This is a genomic window from Nostoc sp. (assembly GCF_036917535.1).
In the GTDB taxonomy this organism is placed as follows: domain Bacteria; phylum Cyanobacteriota; class Cyanobacteriia; order Cyanobacteriales; family Nostocaceae; genus Nostoc.
In genome coordinates, this window is sequence record NZ_JBALDA010000037.1 from 1 (window position 1) to 19092 (window position 19092).

Genomic DNA, 19092 nt, shown 5'->3' on the forward strand with positions numbered 1-19092 from the left:
GTTTGTGTAGATTGGCGTTTTCGTACAGAGGATGCAAGAGTTAAGCTTTCAAAGATTTATCCAACCCATCAAAATTAATGGGACAGACCACTAGTCTTCCATCAACACAGGGCGATGAACCGATTGAACTTGTAGTCACAGGTGAACAAGATGGATATACTGTACCAGAAGCGAGTACTGCAACCAGGACTGATACACCTTTACGTGATATTCCTCAGTCGATTCAGGTGGTTCCTCAACAGGTGCTCAAGGATCAGAGAATCACACGGATTAATGAAGCTGTTCGTAATGTGTCTGGTACATCCTTTACAACGGGGTATGGCAATTCCGAAAACGGTGTCAACATTCGTGGCTTTAATACCAACTCTTTAAGAGATGGATTTACCAATACGTCTGTCTTCACCAATGCTACCAATATTGAGCAGGTAGAGGTACTCAAAGGTCCAGCTTCAGTGCTATATGGAGAGGTGGAACCAGGTGGAGTGGTTAATTATGTCAAGAAAAAACCTTTGAGCAACCCCTATTATGCTGCTAATTTCACTGCTGGAAGCTACAACTATTACAATGGGGCGATTGATTTGTCTGGGCCGCTGACGACCGATAAAAATTTATTGTATCGGTTGAATGTTTCTTACGAGGATTCCAATAGTTTTCGAGATTTAGTTTTCAACAAGGCTTTCTTTATCTCTCCTGCGTTTACCTACAAAATCAGCGATAGAACAACCCTGGATTTCGCCTATGAGTATCAAAAACTTGACTCCAACTTTGATCGCGGCTTTCCTAACGACCCTAGATCGTTTACTCTGCCGATTAATCTTTCTTTAAATGATTACAATGCCGCTCAAGTCAGTGAAAGCCATCAAATCGATTTAACGCTCAACCATCAGTTTAATGATCATCTCCGGCTCAGGAGCCGGTTTAATGTGAACTTTGAACATTATTACAGTGCTGTGGTCAATGAGTATGCTTTTGCCGAAGATGGTCAAACAGTGTTGCGAGGCTTCTACGGTGGTGATTCTAATTACATCTACCTAGCTCTGCAAACTGATTTAATTGCTAAATTTAAAACTGGTTCTATAGAGAGGTGACTAATTTCTGGATTACTATGGCAAACCCTTACAGTTATGACCTACGACGAAAAGTGATAGAGGCGATTGAACTCAATGGGATGAAGCGCTGCGAAGCCAGTGAATTCTTCAACATCAGTCGTAATACCATCAATACATGGTTTCAGCGTCGCAGGGAAACGGGTGACTTTAATGCCAAAGTCAGAACGCATCGGGGCAATGGGCACAAAATCAATGACTGGGAGAAGTTTCGAGCATTCGTAGAAACCTACGGGGATAAAACTCAGGCGGAGATGGCCGAACTGTGGGAGGGTGATATTAGCGATGCCTACGGCGAGCTACGCTAACGCACGATCTCACGAGGGCTGAAGAAAATCGGATTTACGCGAAAAAAAAGACCTATGGGTACCGCGAACGGAATGAGGGCAAACGGCGGGAGTTTCTCCAACAGCTAGCTACGGTTAAGCCTGAGTTGATCGTGTATGCCGATGAGGCTGGCATGGATGAGCGCGACGACTATGGCTACGGCTACAGTCTCCAAGGAAAACGCTTCTATGATTTCAAGTCAGGTCGGAGAACAGGGCGAGTTAATATGATTGCGGCGTTGTGTGCTGACTCAGTTGCTTGCACCATTCACGATTGAGGGAGCAAGAAAGCGCCAAGTTTTTGAGACGTGGTTAGAAGTATGCCTGATTCCGGCATTAAAACCAGGGCAAAAGTTGGTGATTGACAACGCCACCTTTCACAAAGGTGGACGCATTGACCAACTGGTGCGGGCTGCTGGTTGTGAAGTCTGGTATTTGCCACCTTACTCTCCTGATTTAAATAAAATTGAGCGCTGCTGGTCTTGGCTAAAAAGTCGTATCCGCAAGCAACTGGAGTACTTCCCTACCTTGCGAACGGCGATGGAGTATGTTCTGAGTTTAGTGTCCTAACCAACCTGGCGGTTGCTATATGTCACGAAAAAACCTTTAGACTCCCCCTATTATTCTGCTAGTTTCACGGCTGGCAGCTACGATTACTACAATCCTGCAATCGATCTGTCTGGGCCGCTCACGACCGATAAAAAGTTACTATATCGTTTGAATGTTTCCTATGAAAATTCTGGCAGCTATCGGGATTACATTGAAAACGATATATTATATATCTCTCCAGTTCTCACCTACAAAATTAGTGATGCGACAACCCTAGACTTCACCTATGAATATCTGAATTCTAAACAAGGGTTCGACCGAGGCTTTATATTTTTACCACCAGCACCCTATTTTACGTTGCCCAGAAATCGCCTTTTAAATCAACCCGACGATTTTTTCAATACTGAAAGCCATCGTGTCGGGCTAACACTCAATCAGCAGTTTGGTGAAAATTGGCGGTTAAGAAGCAGATTTTCCGCACAATTTGATGAAAATAGTGAAAAAGTTACCCAAATCGGCGGGGAGCTTTTAGAGGATGGTCGAACTTTGCCGCGAGGGCAGTTTGGTGATGGACCAAATTATACACAAAATTATGCTCTGCAAACCAACTTAATTGGGAAATTCAATACGGGTGGGATCGCTCATCAACTGCTGTTAGGTCTGGACTGGGGACGGAATACATCTAGTTACAGCAACAGCTATGATGTTGATTTCCCTTCAATAGATATTTTTCAGCCAAACTATAACGTTCCATTGCCCCCTCTCACCAACGACAAGGGTAACAGCGCAGGTAACAGCATAGCAATTTACCTGCAAGACCAGGTGACATTGTTGCCTAATCTGAAGTTGGTTTTAGGGGGGAGATATGACTATTTTGACTCAAGCAGTGAAAATTTCAGTATCCTTAACGAACCGCAAAAGTCTAGTGCTAACTCTCAAGCCTTTTCACCGCGTGTAGGCATCGTTTATCAACCAATCGAACCCATCTCACTGTACGCTAGCTACAATCGCTCTTTTGCATCCAACTTAGGTACTCTAAAAGCAGGCCGGATTCAAATAGAGCCTTCCTATGGTACACAGTACGAAGTTGGCATCAGAGCTGAACTTTTAGACAAGCGACTTTCAGTAAACCTCGCATACTATGACATTGCTAAAACAAATATCCCCACTACAGACCCTGACGACGATCTATACTCAATCGGGATCGGAGAAGTGAAAAGCCGAGGAATTGAACTGGATGTAGCCGGGGAAATTTTACCGGGTTGGAAAGTGATTGCCTCTGGTTTTCTCAATGATGCTTATGTTAGCAAAGGTTATGAGGGACTTCCCGATGGTCGCCATCTGACAAATGCACCCTATCATGGCGCGAGTTTCTGGACAACTTATGAATTTCAAAAGGGTAACTTGCAAGGATTAGAGTTGGGTGCGGGGTTGTTTTTTACAGGTGATCGCAATGCCAATCTCGAGAAGCCATTATTTATCCTTCCCTCTTATGTCAGAACCGATGCCTTAATCGCTTACAAACGGGATAATTGGCAGGCTGCGCTTAACTTTAAGAACATCTTCAATGTCAAATATTACGAATCAAACGACGATCTTATCTTCCCCCAAGCACCATTTACCGTACAAGGCACAATTTCAGTCACCTTTTGACCTACCGATTCATCAAGCCTGAGCTTGTGCAAAGGAGTGTCTACCTTGAGTTATAAAAAACTACGCAACATTGTATTTACAAATTCATGGGGATGCTAACGCCTAAAATAGCTGACTCTAAATTAATATTTACTTTATATGGTGTTTTCCAATAAAAGTGGGGTTAAGGTGTACCTCACCTGCATAAAGCACAGCTTTATCTCTCCTCTCCATGAATTGCCAGAGTGATTTCAATATTTACTTCAGGTCACGCACCTGGCAACCACTATAAACAACTATTGACAAAAGATGAGGGTAACAAAATATGGCTGCAAAGAAACTTTTGATACTTGTTGGCGACTATGTAGAAGACTATGAAATAATGGTTCCTTTTCAGGCGTTGCAAATGGTAGGACACACTGTCCATGCAGTTTGCCCTGAAAAAAAAGCTGGCGACAAGGTGCGGACAGCAGTTCACGACTTTGAAGGAGATCAGACTTACAGTGAAAAACCCGGACACAATTTCACTTTAAATGCTACGTTTGCAGAAGTAGAAGCTGCAACCTACGATGCCTTAGTCATTCCCGGAGGACGAGCACCAGAATATATCCGCTTGAATCAGCAGGTGCTAGAAATCACCCGTCACTTTGCCCAAACGAATAAACCGATTGCTGCCATTTGCCACGGCTTGCAGATATTGGCAGCTGCTGATGTATTGCAAGGTAAGAGATGTACTGGCTACCCTGCTTGTAGCCCAGATATCAAGAGTGCTAGAGGAATCTATGTTGATATCTCTGTTGATCGGGCAATAGTTGATGGTAACTTAGTGACAGCACCAGCTTGGCCTGCTCACCCACATTGGCTAGCAGAATTCCTCACAATACTTGGAACTAAGATTGAACACCTAGAACTGACTACAGTTGTTTGAGGCAAGATACCGGATATCTTTTGATTCAAGACTTCAGAAGAGTTTCTTTACTTACTCTCCACTCCAAAAGAGCTTAGTCAATTATCAGTGGCAAAACAACTGATCTTTCAGGTGATGAGACGGGATGCGTTCGCGTAGCGTTCCGTTCGCGCAGCATCTCGTACAGAAAAAAAGGCGATAGCCTCTCCCTTTAGGAGAAAATCGTACTGGCTCACAACATACGGCTGAAAATTATATATTTTTGAAATGGAACTAAATGCAGTAAAAAATACTATTTTTTAATAATTTGCAGTGGGTTTAATTTGCCGCTACGATGTCAAAAGTACAGCATCGAGACAATCTGATTTATCCGCTTAACAAGCCAGTTTTAGGACAAACTCTTAGCAGATGGAATACTTCTTTACATGAGGCAAAACAATTTGAAATTTTGCATCAATAATTTTAAATTTATTAGCAGTAAGTGAAGCTATAGTGGATTTAGCAATGCTGCTGCTAATGTGGCTAAGGTTAGTCCTGCTGCCAAATTATGTGAAGAATTAGTTTAGAAACGCACTTCTTATCGATGACAGGCAAAAACGCAAGACATAATGCATTTCTGCGGCTAGTGTCTGGTAATGGGGCAGCTTTGGGAGCAGAATCTCGCTACTCGCTGCCCCCCAGTAAAGAAATGGTAATTGGACGCGACCCCAGCTGCCAAGTTGTCTTGGATGCCATGATGTACCGAATGGTATCTCGTCGTCATGCAGTGGTTCGTCCCCTCTCTCTATCCCCAGAGAGCAAATTTAGCTGGGTGCTTTGTGACTTGAATAGTGCTAATGGCACTTATTTGAATGGACAACGCTTATATGAATGTCAAGAATTGCACCCAGGCGATCGCATTTCTTTAGGTGCTGATGGGCCGCAATACATTTTTGAGTACGAGTATACCTCATTTACTCCGGCGACGACAGTGAACCAAGTTACACCACTGCCTTCGGCGACGAACTACCACAACCACACGCAATTAAAGCAGCCAGATTCTGTTAGCTTCACCCAGCTTTTTCCGATTATTTCCACTGGTAAAGATTTAACTAGTAAAGCTTACCTCGTACCAGGAATACTGACCGTAATTTTTGTGGTACTGATGTTCGCTACAGTCGGTCGGCCGCAAGCTAATCAAGTGATTGTCGCAAGTTATATCGCCTTTGCTGCCTACTATTTTGTTTACCAACTTTGCGGAAAACAGAAGCCTTGGTGGGTGCTAATGGCTACGTCATTGGGTACAATCCTAATTTTGCTCAGTCCGCTATTGGATCTATTTATTTTCGTATTTCGCGGCATCTTACCTGGAAGCTTGCCCACACCCCAAGAATCTATTACTTTCACAGAGTTACTGGTGCGGATGTTTTTTGGCGCTGGGTTGATGGAAGAATTACTCAAGGCATTACCTGTACTAGGGGCTTTTGCCATCGGTAGAATGTTGTCTTCACCTTGGCGGGAACGCATCGGTATCTGGGAACCTTTAGATGGTATTCTCCTAGGTACAGCTTCTGCTGTAGGCTTCACTCTCTTGGAAACCCTCGGTCAGTATGTGCCTGATATCACTCAAAATGTCACGCAACAGGTGGGTATAGGGGCTGCTGGTCAACTGGCAGGTTTACAACTGCTAATTCCGCGAATTTTAGGCTCTGTAGCCGGACACATGGCTTATAGTGGCTACCTGGGTTATTTTGTTGGGTTGGCTGTCCTCAAACCTAGTAGAAGTTGGCAAATTCTGTCTATTGGTTATCTGAGTGCCTCTGCGCTCCACGCTCTTTGGAATGCTACAGGGTCAATCAATGCCTTGCTGTTGGTAATTGTTGGAGTGTTATCTTACGCCTTTTTGATGGCGGCAATTCTCAAGGCACGGGCGCTGTCACCGACGCGATCGCAAAATTTTGCTACCCGATTTCTTGGGCCAAAATAGAGGAACAGGGTGAGAACAAGCAATACTTGAGTATTTACCTCTTGGGATAGATAACCTAATTTGAAAATCAGCGTATTCTTAATTTATCGTGGGGTAGATATATTAAAAAAATCAAAAATAATTAAAATTACTTTTTGCAAAAGTCTTAATTTTCGACTTTATATTTTTGTGTAAGGGGAACGCAACATCTTTGCAATAGACACCTCTGAATAAAGTGATGGCAAAGCGCAGCTTATCCGAACACAATGTGTAATGAAAACTTTTCTTATTCCCTACTCCCTAGACAGCTTGGTGTAAATTAACATACCATTTAAAATGGCGCAAGAGCCTGGAATGCAATTCTTTTGACTTTTGACTTCCGCCTTGCGGTACTAGTCCCCATTCACCATTCATAGTTCAGGTTGAGACTTGTTAAGTTCAGTAAAAGCATAAGAAGCGATCGCTAAACTAACCTTTGCTTTTTCTACTTCTGATAAAGCTGTCCACTCGCTATTTTGAAAATTACTAAGTGCAGATACTGCGTTTTGCGATTCGCTACTTCGCATAGCGTAAGCAAAAGGACGAGCCAAAACGATCAGATCCTCTGTTCCCCAAGTTGGTAGTATTGTCTGAACGCACTCAACCAGTTGCTCGCTGATTAATTGGCGAGCCGCAAATATCTCAGCAGCTTTGGTGGCGATGGTGTTGAGAAATATTTGGGGCACACAAGCGGAAAAATTTGTACATAATGTTTGTTGAAGATTAAGCACTACTGCCTGTTGTCGGTTATCATTATGGTCAGGTGTAGCAGTAATACTAGACCAAAGTGTATCTAGATGTCCGTAAAAATCTTGCGATCGCCTCATTAGTTCTTCGTCAAGTAAATCTTCTATTCCGAACTGTTGTTCTAGTTCCTGAAAATAAGCTTCTGATTCTTCATCACCTGGATTCCAGGGATAGTTAGCATCCTTTGGTTCTAGTAACGCTTCTAATAACTCTAAATTTACTTGAGATGGCAAAGAAGAGAAAGTGTCTGAGCCGTTAATTTTGTCAGCCATATTTTCTAACCTGATGATTATTTGGTGGTATTGACAGCTACAAGTTCTAAGAGGAGATTTCCGCAAAAAAAAGTTGATTTTTCTCCAAAAAAAACAGACTTTAAAAGCTGATGCTAAAGACTCAAATTCATTTACACAATAGCTCTGCTACGAGTCTTCAATCACAAACTCCCAGGTTTCACCTCTAGCACTTCCAAACTTTAACTGCATTCCCGATTTCAAAGGGACTTCCTCTCGGAGGATTTGTTGCCAGCCATTAGGGCCTAAAAACCAGGTTGTCCCGTAGGTGGAAAAATCTTGCAAGTAATAAGTTCGCATTAGTGTAGCATCAGTAAGAGTGTTGCGGCAGAAGATTTCGGCGTGGCGTTTGGATACAGATGGTTCGGGTATGACTATATCATTATCTCTCGTGCGGCCGATGCGGGTGACTCCATAACGCAATAACCAGGTTTTACCTTTGGGAGTGAGCGATCGTAAAGAAGCAGTTGGAAGCGAGGAACCTGCATCAGGAATGGCTGTATCAGGTAGTTCCGTAATACCTTCATCTAGATTCTTAATCAGTTCGCCATTAAAATCTGGATGCAGATAGAGAACAGGCAAAGTCCAAGCAGGTTGATTAAATTTATACAGTGTTAACAACTCTTGCCTAGCCTGTGCTACGGCTTCATCAATTGGCTTGTGTGATCGCAAAGCTTCGGTAAAGGCTTGAATAAAACTATGGCTTTCGTGATCAGCGATTTCATCGCGCATCCCCAAAACTGCGGGTACACCATGACGAATCAATACTTCTGCTAAACTGCTGGCAGGGATAGCTTGATGATTGATCGCGGCTGGTTGTGCACCCCAACAGGCGTTGAAAACCGCTAGTTTCACACCCGTACGAGTCAATACTTGCGCCAATTCTATGCCATTAAGGGGCATATCTGGTCGCAAAAACAGTAATCCTCCATCTGGGTCTGGCAAACCATGTCCAGCGTAAAAGAAAACATTGTATTCTTTAGTTTCTAATTCATCAATCAACTGTTGTGGAGTTGGTTGAATCAGTTGATTCACGACACAAGGTGCATATCTTTGGGCATTATCAGGCGTATCTGCAAGAGCTTGCTGTAAGATAGCGGCTTCTTGTTCTAGTTGCAGCTTGTCATCATGACCTAAAACCAGCAGAATACTTAAAGCTTGGTCAGTTCGCAAATACGGTAACGCGTCAACTTCAGTAGTGGTGCGACTAAATAGCAAATCTTGCGACAAAGACATCGCCGATTGACCAGGCTTGCGCTGCATAATTTCCCAAGGGAAAGCGATCAGATCCGGGTCGCGAATTTCTAGTTGAAAGCGCAAACGTGTATGCTCACCCATAGCCATACCGTGACTGCGTTCTAGACTACCAAGAATTTGCCCGTCGAATACCCACTGCCATAAATTCATTCCCAAGTGTTGCATCAGACGACTGCTGTAGGGGCCAGTAGTTTGACCTGAAGGGGGTGAAATCCAATCTATAGGCAATGAGTTGACCTTTTGAGATGTTGATGGGGAAATATCTAGGCGACCATGACCAGCAAACATCTGCTGCCATTCTTGCCAGACTTGGGTCAGTTCAACAGGCCATACACAGTCATGTAAAACGTAGCCACTGGGATACGGAGCTTTGACCACCCAAATCGCGAAGTTGTCAGTGCCAGTATTTACGAGACGGGCGATCGCCAAATTCAGGGATTGCATGGATTCATTAAACTAAAAGCTAAAAAAAATAATTTCAAATAACAATTATCCAAGGTGAAAATTTTCTACTTTTTTTACCTTGTAAGTTTTTTACTCTGATTGTTACCTGTTATTATTCCAGGTTTTTACCAGTTTATCGAGTATTTGATTAAGTTGGACTGGTGTCAGATGGTTCGGTAACTGGCGGTTGCGTCACAGTTCTACATGGATTTGCTGCGTCTGATTGTAAAACAACGCCAAAACGGTTGACTTGCGAGGAGTTTAGCAATACTGTTGCTGGCAAAGGTTTTGAATTTGGTGGAACTGAGGTAGTTACAGTTGGGTTATTAGGACTAGCTGGAGTTTGGGTACTTTTATTGGCACAGACTCGCATAGACACCAAAAAACTTCCAGAAGCAGGATTTGGATTTGATTTTTTTTCAATAACTTCTAAAAAAGTCCCACGGGGGAGTGATTGGTTGTTTCCCAAGGAGATGTCATTATTGGTTTTAATTACCCAACCAGGAGAAAGATTAGCTAGCGATCGCGGTGCGGGTGTCGCTTCAATGGCTGGGTTGGCAGGGTTTTGAGTTTGTAATGGATTGGAAAAAATTGGAGAAGCCCCTGATGGCGATCGCAGTTGCTTGACGAACAATCCTAAAAAACCTGCTGCTACCACAAATAATAATGGAACTATCCACTGTAGGGGGAATTGACGAGTTCTTCTAGCAGGCTCAGTGTCTGGAATCACCTGAGTTTTGTGATTTGGGCTGCCTAAAACTGTCGCATCTGTCGCCCTGGATGCTAAATCAACAGTTTTGGCAGAATAACTCTGTGGAATCACTGCTTGGATGTTGATTTCTGGTTCCCAATATTGGACTTGATAGTGAACTAAAGCGACGGTGACGTTATCGTGTCCATTTTTAGTATTAGCAATTTCGACTAATCGATTGGCAACAGTTGCTATATTTGCTTCCCCAACTAAAATCGGCAAGATTTCTGTTTCCCAGTACTCCTCTACCCGATCAAAGTCACTCAAACCATCCGATGTGAGCAGAAAAACAGCATCTTCATCGAGCATAAACCGTCCTGATGTGGGATGCAATGAAGTGCTAGACCCCATCCCCAAAGCTTGGACGAGAGAACCAGCCGCACTCTGTTGCACTGCCTCGCGGTAAATGGCATAACCTAGTCGCACTTCCCGGGAAGCGACATCATCATCGAGGGTAACTTGATAACAGCCGTGACGTGTAATCCAGTAGGCACGACTATCGCCAACGTGAGTAATATACATTTCATGAGCAACAGGCAATGCCATGACTAAAGTCGTGCCCATGCGTTGACGCCCTTGGCGATTTTCACCGTCGTTGCGCTGACTGATTTTGTCATTGGCCATTGCCACTGCCTTATCTAGGTCATTCAGCAGCAGTGAAGGGTCTATATGGTCGTAAGGAACCTTTGTTAGTTGTTGTACCTGCTGCTGGATGGTTTCAATGGCTAAATTTGAGGCCACATTGCCACCCTCATGTCCACCGATGCCATCACAGACTATTGCTAAAGCTGTTGGCTGGGGTGGTTTGCTTACCAGAGTTCCACTCGGAGGGCTACAGGCATCTTCATTACGTTGACGACTTGGCCCGGTGTCGGTTTTGGTGATAATTTGGATCGTGGGTGTTTGCGATCGCCCTAGCCCAGCTAGTCCCCGATCTAAAACTCCGACTAATTGATCGGTTGAATTAATCTCTCCCTGAATTAAAGCAAGGCTAACGCGATCAACAAATTCCACGATCACTGGTTTGGCAGTGCTGATCAACTGTTGCCAAAATTCACCTAATTGGGGCAATTCTGGTGATGTGGCGCTATCAAAACGTAATTCCAACAAACGTACTAACGATCCTTCTACCCGTAATACATCAGAGTCAAGTAAGCTAGAGGCTACACCTTCACTCACCAGAGGTTGCCACAGATGAGCTATTTGCCATAACCAATTTAGTTGGCGCATTGATGTTGCATTACGCCAAGCGGTGGTTAACTGGCTGCCCAAATGTACTTGTTGGCTAGTGTCATCTATTAATAATGGCGGTTTTTCTAAAAGTAATATTTCTCGGTGGGAAGATCCATCAGCAACAAAAAGCACTCCATATACCTGTGGTACGTGTAAACGGTAGGGAATCAGTCTCAGGTATGCTTTTAGAGGTTGCAAATTATCTAACTCAGGCGTTAGCGCTAATAAACCGGGCTTCGTATCTAAAAGAACAAATTTATCAAGAATTAAATAGCGATCGGCTAATATTTCTCCAGGGCTACCCAAACTTGGGCTATCTACCACAGCCCAGAGATAATTTTTGGGTAGGGGCGTGGAACATCGCTGGCAAAACTTGTGAGTCAGGGGGTTGGCAGCCTGACAATTTTCGTTTGGACAGTAGAGCGTTGCCGCGTCATTTTCCATAGTTTTCGCACCGATCAGCGATTGGCAATTTTTTTAATAGCATTAGTAGGGACAATCTAGACCGCTCATCTTTCTTAAACTTGACATACCAGACTTTAGATGATGATTTTAGCTGGCGGATATCAGCAGGTGCTAATACTTAACTGATCCAAAAAATACGCTCCTAAGTCAACCCTACAGCCTAATCATAGCTTCTATTGCCCTGTGACTCTCCATCGCCAAACCAACTAACTCCAACCCTGTCACCACAGCATAACCCAAGCATAACTGCGCGATTTGCTTTTGGTAAATTACCCCATCATCAACAGGCAGATAATGTTGATATTTATTTAGTTTATAAATAGGATAGCAAGAATTAACTTTAATTAAGAATTAAGAATAGCAAATATTAATTTTGGCAAAAGTACCTGATAAATGCAGTAACTCTAAAAATCTTTTTAGGACTGTTGTTGGCGGCAGGGGGGTTAGCCAGTGCTGAGTTAAGAAGTAAGCTTACAGCAGATTGCAACAGGCGTGAGGTACAGATAATCGTAAGGAACATGGCTGTGCCCCTACCTGTGTACTTCATTTACCTGAAATACGCTGGATGAATTTTTCCACTCTCAGCCAAGACACTTTTAACTCAGCACTCTTTGTACAGAAGGGTTCAGGTAGCCCGCTACCAACTCATTGGCTTATTGTTTGTCGTCAATGGCAACTTGAGGGACGCCCATGCTGTAGTTAGTAACACGGGCAGAAAGATTGTAGCTAACTTCGCCGAGTTGCAGAAGCGATCGCAGATAATGCTCTAAGTCTGACCCTACACGGCGCAAGTTATAGTCTGTGAGGTCTTCGCCACTAGATGCTTCTACTAGTTCATCAAATTTTCGATAAATTTTTTGTAGTGCATCTTCATTCCAATTAAATTCGTTATCTGGGTCAACATCTAAGGTTAAGACTTGTTGACTAGGAACTAAATCGCCATCCCGGTCAATTTCACCTGCAAAAATGCGGATATGCCGGGTTGTGGACTTGAGCAGCATCGGGTTATCCATAAAAAGGTGTAAGATTTGCGTGGATTACACTGAAATTATTGTAGACGTTAATATCCAAGCTTGAATGCTCTCAATTTCAAAGCTTTGAATACAGTTTCAAAAGGGTATATTGAATGGGCATAAGTAAAAATATCACCTTTACTGATGAGTTTGCTACTTCTGTTATGAGTTGAAGATATATTTAACTGCTAGTACTGACAGTAGTCGAATTATTTTTCTGTAAAAATTAATGGGTTGAGTATTTTCATTTGGTGTACTAATCTGACCTACTGCTAAGATTTTTCTACTCGACTAAGCCTAGAAGACAGTATGGATAGGCACTTGGGAGGAATAATTTGTTCTGTGTACATTTTTTTCTGGAGAATAAAAGTTTTGACATTAATAATTATGCTGATCAATTTCTCCTGAATTTTCTATCGCAAAAAACGTACATCAAGTAATTTCACGCAATAGCGCTACATCGACCGCTGGCTTTAATAAACTCAAAAAAAATAAGCGGTTTTACTTACGTAGAAACACTAAAATTAGAGTAACAAGTTAAACTGTTATTGACGTTCACATAAAGTTGATGTAAAAACCTTTAAAAAGGTTGAACAACTTCTTACAGAAACTTTATTGTGTAGAATCTTAAAAACTGAATAATAGTTATGGCTTACCATAAGCTACATCTGGCACAGAAACGTCAAAATCTAGACACTGAAAATTTAGCTTAAAAATACACCACAGGAGAGTGAAATAGAATACAAAGGTGATTGATGAAGAAAAATTCTTAATTCAAGCACTTTGAATTCAAAAAGGATATAAAGAATTTTTGCTGGACATCTACCTCCTTACCCTCATAACAACCAAGTAAAGGAATCTCAATAAGCTATGAACTCCAAAGCATTACCACGCCAGATAAATAATCTCGAAGTAGGTGTTTATGAGTGTGAAATACATCTCAAATTCCGGTTGATTGAGGAAAAGAGTCTATTGAGCGATCGCGAGCAACTATTACAGGTGCTACTTGATGCTTTAACCGAAGGTTCTGATGACTTTCTAGAAACGCTACAAGCGTCTGTTAAAGCCCAGGAAATATCTGAGTTTAAAGCCTCGCCTCAAATGCGACGTCAGCTAATGCGCTTGCGTAATGTCGCGGAAAACTCTCCAATCTAAAGGTGTAATTTAAGTAGTGAAAAACGTGAATTGGGCATCAAATTAAATGTTGATCCCATACCCCCGTTGCCATAAAAACTAAGCAGTTAGTAGATTTCATAAAATATTTTGATTTCTACTTTGTGAAAGTTTTATTTAGCAGCACAAAGTCCCAGGAACAGTTTTCGCTATTAAAAACTTTGTAGCAAAGGGTACTGGTAGAATCTGAAAGCAAATTCAGCCGGGTGCATTTTACCGAGTTTTTATCAAAACATTGCAGAAGAATAAAACCCTGTGTCTTTACAGATGGGGAATTGGACAACAGGCGCAAATAAAATGAAAAACTAAAAGATCAAAGTAAAGATAAATCACCTTTCTTTTAGCTTTTTGCTTAAGCTAAGTGCCTGATTTGCTTAAATACTTATGTTTTATCTATTACTGGTAATAGGTCATAGTTTAGCAGCTAGTTACCTATTACCAATTACCCATGAGCAGACAGGGGAAGCAGGAGAGAATAATAATTCCTGACAAATGACCAATGACCAATGCCCAATGCCCAATTCCCAATAATGCCTATTTAGCAAGACCATGTTCCAGAGCAAAACGGACTAACTCTGTACGGCTATTGGTGCCGGTTTTACTAAATAAACGGCTGACGTATTTTTCTACATTGCGGACGCTGGTTTCTAAACGACGGGCGATTTCTTTGTTCATCAACCCTTCTGCGACCAAATTTAAAACACTTTGTTCTCTGGGAGTCAAATCAATTTTAAAAGGGGCTGGCGATTGGGAAATAGCATTTCTTTGAGTTAACAATGCTTTAATTTGGGCAATCTGATTAGCTAGTTCAGCAAGATCGGGGGTTTCAGCGTCATCTCCCGTACTCGCAGCCTTAGCAGCGCGACGGGCTAGCAAATTTTCGACTATAGCCACTAACTCGTCAGGATCAAAGGGTTTGGGTAGATAGGCATCAACACCAGCGTGATAGCCTTGAATGCGATCGCCTGTCATACCCTTAGCAGTTAAAAATACTACCGGGAGTGCTTGGAAACGGGGGTCTTCCCGTACTTGCTTCAGGAACTGATAGCCATCCACTTGAGGCATCATCACATCGGAAATCACTAAGTCGGGTGTATTCAGCTGCATCCATTCCCAACCTTCAAGGGCGTTACTGGCGACTTGAACGCTGAAACCGCTCTCTTGCAAATAGTCTTTCACGGCTTCCCGTATCCCTGGTTCATCATCCACCAGTAACAATTGTGCTGACATTTAAAATTCCCTTGAGTTTTCCTTTTTCCAATTTAGCGAAAGTTGGTAGGCATTGAGCAACTTGAATTTACCTCTACTGCCTCTAAAGCTTTTAAAGTTCACATCTGTGCCTCCGTCAACCCTGTCTCCCTTAACCCAAGCGTATTGCTTTATAGGGAGGGGCTGGCCGCAAAGTTGTCCAACATTCCCCTGTAGTAAGATCTTAATAGTTGATAGCTTTATCTTGGTTACCGCTGATGAGAGTTTGCTCATCATGGCTCAGACTGAGCGACCATATAAGTAAGGCAGTCTCCAGTAACTATATGCCAAATTTTGATGGCGTATAGGCTAGACAAAACTATGCTCAGGATTTTAAATCACTCTTACCATTGAGGATTTTCCATAATTAATGCCTCTGCTGCCGAGCTATTTAACGGAACTGAGAAAAAATGCCCCTGGCTATATTGACATTTTAACTTTCTTACAAGTAATAGTTGCTCTTTTGTCTCTACCCCTTCGGCAAGCACATCCACACCTAGCTTGTGTGCTAAGGTGACAATTATCTCAATAATTTCTAAATTCTTACTATTAGTGCCCATTAGGCTGATAAAAGAACGGTCAATTTTCAACACACTAATCGGAAAGTTATAAAGACCACCTAATGAGGAGTAGCCTGTACCAAAGTCATCAATTGATAACTCAATGCCCATCTCTCGAAGTTGTAAGATTGCGGCAGTTACCTTATCGCCATTTTCCACAATTGCGTTTTCAGTAATCTCTAGAATTAGAGTGCCAGCATCAAGGCCAGTTGAGTGCAAAATTTGCTCAATCTGCTCTATCAAATCCGGCTGAGAAAATTGCTTGACGGAAAGATTAACACTAATTTTCTCTAGTAATTTAGAACGATGACATACGCGCCAAACTTGCATCTGGCGGCAGGCTTCATGCAAAACCCATTTACCAATGGAGAAAATTAGTCCAGTTTCCTCTGCTAGGGGAATAAAATCTGCTGGATTAAGCAGACCACGCTCTGGATGCTGCCAGCGCAATAGAGCCTCAAAACCTATAATAGAGCCACTAGTGAGTGAAACAATCGGTTGGTAATAAACCCGAAATTCTTTGCGTTCAATTGCTCGGCGCAAATCAGTCTCTAACTGTAATCTCGCTAGAGCATCAGCATACATATCTGAGTTGAATAATTCATAACGCTCTTTGCCTAGTACCTTGGCTCGGTACATTGCTGTATCTGCATCCCTCAAAAGTTCTTCTGGGTGTTGATAGTTTACTGTCGAACTCAAGGCGATGCCAATACTTGCCGTGATGAAGACTTCTTGTCCGTCAAGCTCAATGGGTAATGTCAGTTCCTTTTGAATCCGTTCAGCTACTTTGATGGCGTCTGACACATCCTGGATTCCCTCAAGCAGGATTGTAAATTCGTCTCCCCCAAGCCGTGCCGCTGTATCTATGGAGCGTACACATATTTCTAATCTACTTGCAATAGCAAGCAGCAATTGGTCTCCATTTAGGTGTCCAAGACTGTCATTGATCACCTTAAACCGATCTAGGTCAATAAATAGCACAGCATATAGATAATCTGAATGCCGTTTTGAATAATTTATCGCATGTTTTAGGCGGTTCATAAATGCAATGCGGTTTGCCAGACCTGTCAATGCATCGTGAAAAGCAAGGTGCAGTAGTTGTGACTCGACTTTTTTACGTTCTGTAATTTCATTTAGCAATTTCTGATTCGCTTTTACCAGTTCCGCTGTCCGTTCCGCCACCCGTATTTCTAACTCACTGTAAGCTCGATACAACATTTCTTCAGCTTGTTTGCGTTCGCTGATATTGCACAGCAGCCAACGCCAGCCAAGGTGCTTCTCCTTAAGGTCGTATACTACAGACGCTTTCACATTAGCAGGGAAAGGCGTTCCTCTTCGTGGCTGTAGGTAAATTTCCCAGTTCAGTATCTCCTGTAATTTGTTTATTTGAGAGTTAAAGGACTGGCGGTCTTGTTGAGCAATAAAAAGAATTAATGGTTTACCTACTAAATATTTTTGTTGGACACCGAGCAAAGTTGCTGCTACATGGTTAGCCTCTTGGATTATCCCGTTGGTATCAGTTACCAAGTAAGCATCTGGAGCAAACTCGAACAAGTCTTGGTAACGCTGGCGCTCTTTCTCTACTGCCGCTCGTGTTACCTTTAACTCCTCGGAAGCTATCAATAGTTCTTCCATTGCGGTGTTAAGTTCCTCGAAAGCCTCTGTTATCATCTCGTGTTCTGAATTAAGCTTAGTTCCATAGCATTTTAATAGTCCCTCTATATGTGAGCACAATTTATCTATCTGTTGATTAAATTCATCGACTTTCATGTTGCTCAATTCACAAAACTATGAAGCGTAACTGTAAATGAACAAAGCAGGGAAAATAAATTCCATGCTTTCTTCAAGACTTCAAACGCTATTGAGCAGGCAAGGAGAGAAGGTGACTTGAAAGAGCGAACACTCTATAAATAAATATGACAGAACTTGGTTTTTTGATTTACTAACTTCTCTCTCAATAATAATGAGGGAGAAATCAACTTTTCGTCGTATTTAGTGCCACAAACTTGTCTAATAACGACCAAAGTGCTAAGTGGCAACAAGCCCTACCTACTAAAATTTTTATTTAATTTTTATTTTATTAAATACAAGGTACTAAAGTTAAAAAGTTCATCAATAACAGCATATTTGCTTTACCTAATTTTGAAAATACTTCTTAAGATACATTCGCTTTTGTGAGCTAAGGAAAGAATAAGGGTCTGAGTCAATGCTTCTGGACTTACAAGAGCGTTTTTGCTTAAGTGTTACTGAATTCAGCGATAAAAATGATTTTGCAGCATGATTTCAAAACCTTTGTAAAAACTAGGAAGTGCAACTTCTCTATTACCAAAATTTATATATCTAATCAGAATCAGCAACGCCCTTTTTCTTAGTTACAGTCGAGCAATTATCTTGGCATTTTCTGGTAACTTGGCGTCTCTTTGTCCAGCAGTACGTGCCCTAGCTATGAACAAACCAATGGGAGTATTTAATAAATCTACAAGGGTGGCTTGACCAGCAATCACCTTTTTTATATCTCTTGGTACTTCCTTCAATAACCAACGTGCCAAGCGATAGCTGTATTCTTTGGGTGTCATCTCTCGCATTAAATCTACACCGTGCAGTTCGTGTAGATAGCAATTTGAGCATCCATAACGTCGCCATTGACTTTGCAGTTCTTGAAGTGTAGCGCGGTGGCGGTGCTGAACGATCGCGTTTGGGGTAAATTCTAAACGCCCGATGTTTTCCCCTAAAATCCGCCAACAAATATCAGCATCACCACCAGTAGTCAGATAGGGACGAAATAAACCCACTTTTTCGAAAGCAATGCGTCGAATCGCCAAATTAGCGGTTTGACCATAAGGACGAAAGGAATGGTTAAGGGTATGCTTTTGCGATAAAGTTTCTTGACGGTCTGCGTGTTGTTCTAGCAGAGTTGTGCCTGGTAGTGCCAAAATTTCACCAGCAACAATTACCACTTGTGGGTTGACAAAAGGCTGAATTAGTGCATTTAACCATTGCGGTTGTGGACGACAATCCGCATCGGTAAAAACCATAATTTCACCCGTAGCGGCGCGAATCCCAGTATTACGAGCAGCGTAAGAGCTTTGAATTTGGGTTTCGCTCAAGGGGCAAATTGTAATTGGGCAATTTTCGGCAGATGTTTTCAGGATGGAGAGAGTGCGATCGCTACTATTATTGTCTACTAACAAGTATTCTACGCGGTCTTTCGGGTAAGTTTGAGACAACAGACAATTGATTAACTCTGGTAAATCTGCCTTACCGTTATAAATAGGAACAACCACCGACACCATTGGTAAAAAGCTGGTGGCGGTGGTTGCATCAACTGGCTGATGATTCATAAATTTGAGATTTTGGAGATGGGATTACTAGCTAGTATTCCCAAATCAAAATCTTGGAACGGTAAT

12 protein-coding genes and 1 pseudogene are annotated in these 19092 nt (G+C 42.3%); 6 read left to right on the forward strand and 7 right to left on the reverse strand.

Translation table 11 applies throughout. The features are described 5' to 3' along the window. Window positions 1-77 precede the first annotated feature (77 nt). The 5 genes and pseudogenes from V7K56_RS12735 (at window position 78) to V7K56_RS12755 (ending at window position 6486) form a co-directional block, all read left to right on the forward strand. A complete protein-coding gene (locus V7K56_RS12735) occupies window positions 78-1088 on the forward strand; it encodes a TonB-dependent siderophore receptor (RefSeq protein WP_334910927.1) in 1011 nt (336 codons plus the stop codon). 17 nt (window positions 1089-1105) lie between these two features. Further along, window positions 1106-2002: pseudogene (locus V7K56_RS12740) on the forward strand (IS630 family transposase). A gap of 12 nt (window positions 2003-2014) precedes the next feature. After that, on the forward strand, window positions 2015-3634 hold the full coding sequence (locus tag V7K56_RS12745) for a TonB-dependent siderophore receptor (RefSeq protein WP_334910929.1): 1620 nt from the start codon (window positions 2015-2017) through the stop codon (window positions 3632-3634). A 304-nt stretch (window positions 3635-3938) separates the two neighbouring features. Beyond that, a complete protein-coding gene (locus tag V7K56_RS12750; RefSeq protein ID WP_334910931.1) occupies window positions 3939-4541 on the forward strand; it encodes a DJ-1/PfpI family protein in 603 nt (200 codons plus the stop codon). Between the two features lie 562 nt (window positions 4542-5103). After that, window positions 5104-6486, forward strand: a complete 1383-nt coding sequence (locus tag V7K56_RS12755; protein WP_334910933.1) for a PrsW family glutamic-type intramembrane protease — start codon at window positions 5104-5106, stop codon at window positions 6484-6486. 389 nt (window positions 6487-6875) lie between these two features. Here the strand turns inward: V7K56_RS12755 and V7K56_RS12760 are convergent, their stop codons facing one another. The 4 genes from V7K56_RS12760 to V7K56_RS12775 form a co-directional block, all read right to left on the reverse strand. Next, window positions 6876-7523: a hypothetical protein gene (locus tag V7K56_RS12760; protein WP_334910935.1), complete on the reverse strand. Its 648-nt coding sequence runs from the start codon at window positions 7521-7523 to the stop codon at window positions 6876-6878. Window positions 7524-7670: 147 nt separating this feature from the next. Further along, window positions 7671-9242, reverse strand: a complete 1572-nt coding sequence (locus V7K56_RS12765) for a CHAT domain-containing protein (protein ID WP_334910937.1) — start codon at window positions 9240-9242, stop codon at window positions 7671-7673. A gap of 148 nt (window positions 9243-9390) precedes the next feature. After that, a complete protein-coding gene (locus V7K56_RS12770) occupies window positions 9391-11670 on the reverse strand; it encodes a protein phosphatase 2C domain-containing protein (RefSeq protein ID WP_334910939.1) in 2280 nt (759 codons plus the stop codon). A gap of 674 nt (window positions 11671-12344) precedes the next feature. Continuing rightward, window positions 12345-12704, reverse strand: coding sequence for an NAD(P)H-quinone oxidoreductase subunit M (locus tag V7K56_RS12775; RefSeq protein ID WP_334910941.1), 360 nt, complete (start codon window positions 12702-12704; stop codon window positions 12345-12347). A gap of 870 nt (window positions 12705-13574) precedes the next feature. Between V7K56_RS12775 and V7K56_RS12780 the strand changes: the two genes are divergently transcribed. Further along, on the forward strand, window positions 13575-13859 hold the full coding sequence (locus tag V7K56_RS12780) for an Npun_R1517 family heterocyst differentiation transcriptional regulator (RefSeq protein ID WP_334910943.1): 285 nt from the start codon (window positions 13575-13577) through the stop codon (window positions 13857-13859). A 552-nt stretch (window positions 13860-14411) separates the two neighbouring features. Here the strand turns inward: V7K56_RS12780 and V7K56_RS12785 are convergent. The 3 genes from V7K56_RS12785 to V7K56_RS12795 form a co-directional block, all read right to left on the reverse strand. Next, a complete protein-coding gene (locus V7K56_RS12785; RefSeq protein ID WP_334910945.1) occupies window positions 14412-15107 on the reverse strand; it encodes a response regulator transcription factor in 696 nt (231 codons plus the stop codon). A 362-nt stretch (window positions 15108-15469) separates the two neighbouring features. After that, window positions 15470-17356: a putative bifunctional diguanylate cyclase/phosphodiesterase gene (locus tag V7K56_RS12790; RefSeq protein ID WP_334910947.1), complete on the reverse strand. Its 1887-nt coding sequence runs from the start codon at window positions 17354-17356 to the stop codon at window positions 15470-15472. A gap of 701 nt (window positions 17357-18057) precedes the next feature. Then, window positions 18058-19026 (reverse strand): glycosyltransferase, encoded by a 969-nt coding sequence (locus V7K56_RS12795; RefSeq protein ID WP_334910949.1) that lies wholly within the window; start codon window positions 19024-19026, stop codon window positions 18058-18060. Window positions 19027-19092: the final 66 nt, after the last annotated feature.

Coding starts and splice junctions, on each gene's coding strand:
- V7K56_RS12735 (WP_334910927.1), top strand. CDS start 78: ATGGGACAGACCACTAGTCTTCCATCAACACAGGGCGATGAACCGATT.
- V7K56_RS12750 (WP_334910931.1), top strand. CDS start 3,939: ATGGCTGCAAAGAAACTTTTGATACTTGTTGGCGACTATGTAGAAGAC.
- V7K56_RS12755 (WP_334910933.1), top strand. CDS start 5,104: ATGACAGGCAAAAACGCAAGACATAATGCATTTCTGCGGCTAGTGTCT.
- V7K56_RS12760 (WP_334910935.1), bottom strand. CDS start 7,523: ATGGCTGACAAAATTAACGGCTCAGACACTTTCTCTTCTTTGCCATCT.
- V7K56_RS12765 (WP_334910937.1), bottom strand. CDS start 9,242: ATGCAATCCCTGAATTTGGCGATCGCCCGTCTCGTAAATACTGGCACT.
- V7K56_RS12770 (WP_334910939.1), bottom strand. CDS start 11,670: ATGGAAAATGACGCGGCAACGCTCTACTGTCCAAACGAAAATTGTCAG.
- V7K56_RS12775 (WP_334910941.1), bottom strand. CDS start 12,704: ATGGATAACCCGATGCTGCTCAAGTCCACAACCCGGCATATCCGCATT.
- V7K56_RS12780 (WP_334910943.1), top strand. CDS start 13,575: ATGAACTCCAAAGCATTACCACGCCAGATAAATAATCTCGAAGTAGGT.
- V7K56_RS12785 (WP_334910945.1), bottom strand. CDS start 15,107: ATGTCAGCACAATTGTTACTGGTGGATGATGAACCAGGGATACGGGAA.
- V7K56_RS12790 (WP_334910947.1), bottom strand. CDS start 17,356: ATGATAACAGAGGCTTTCGAGGAACTTAACACCGCAATGGAAGAACTA.
- V7K56_RS12795 (WP_334910949.1), bottom strand. CDS start 19,026: ATGAATCATCAGCCAGTTGATGCAACCACCGCCACCAGCTTTTTACCA.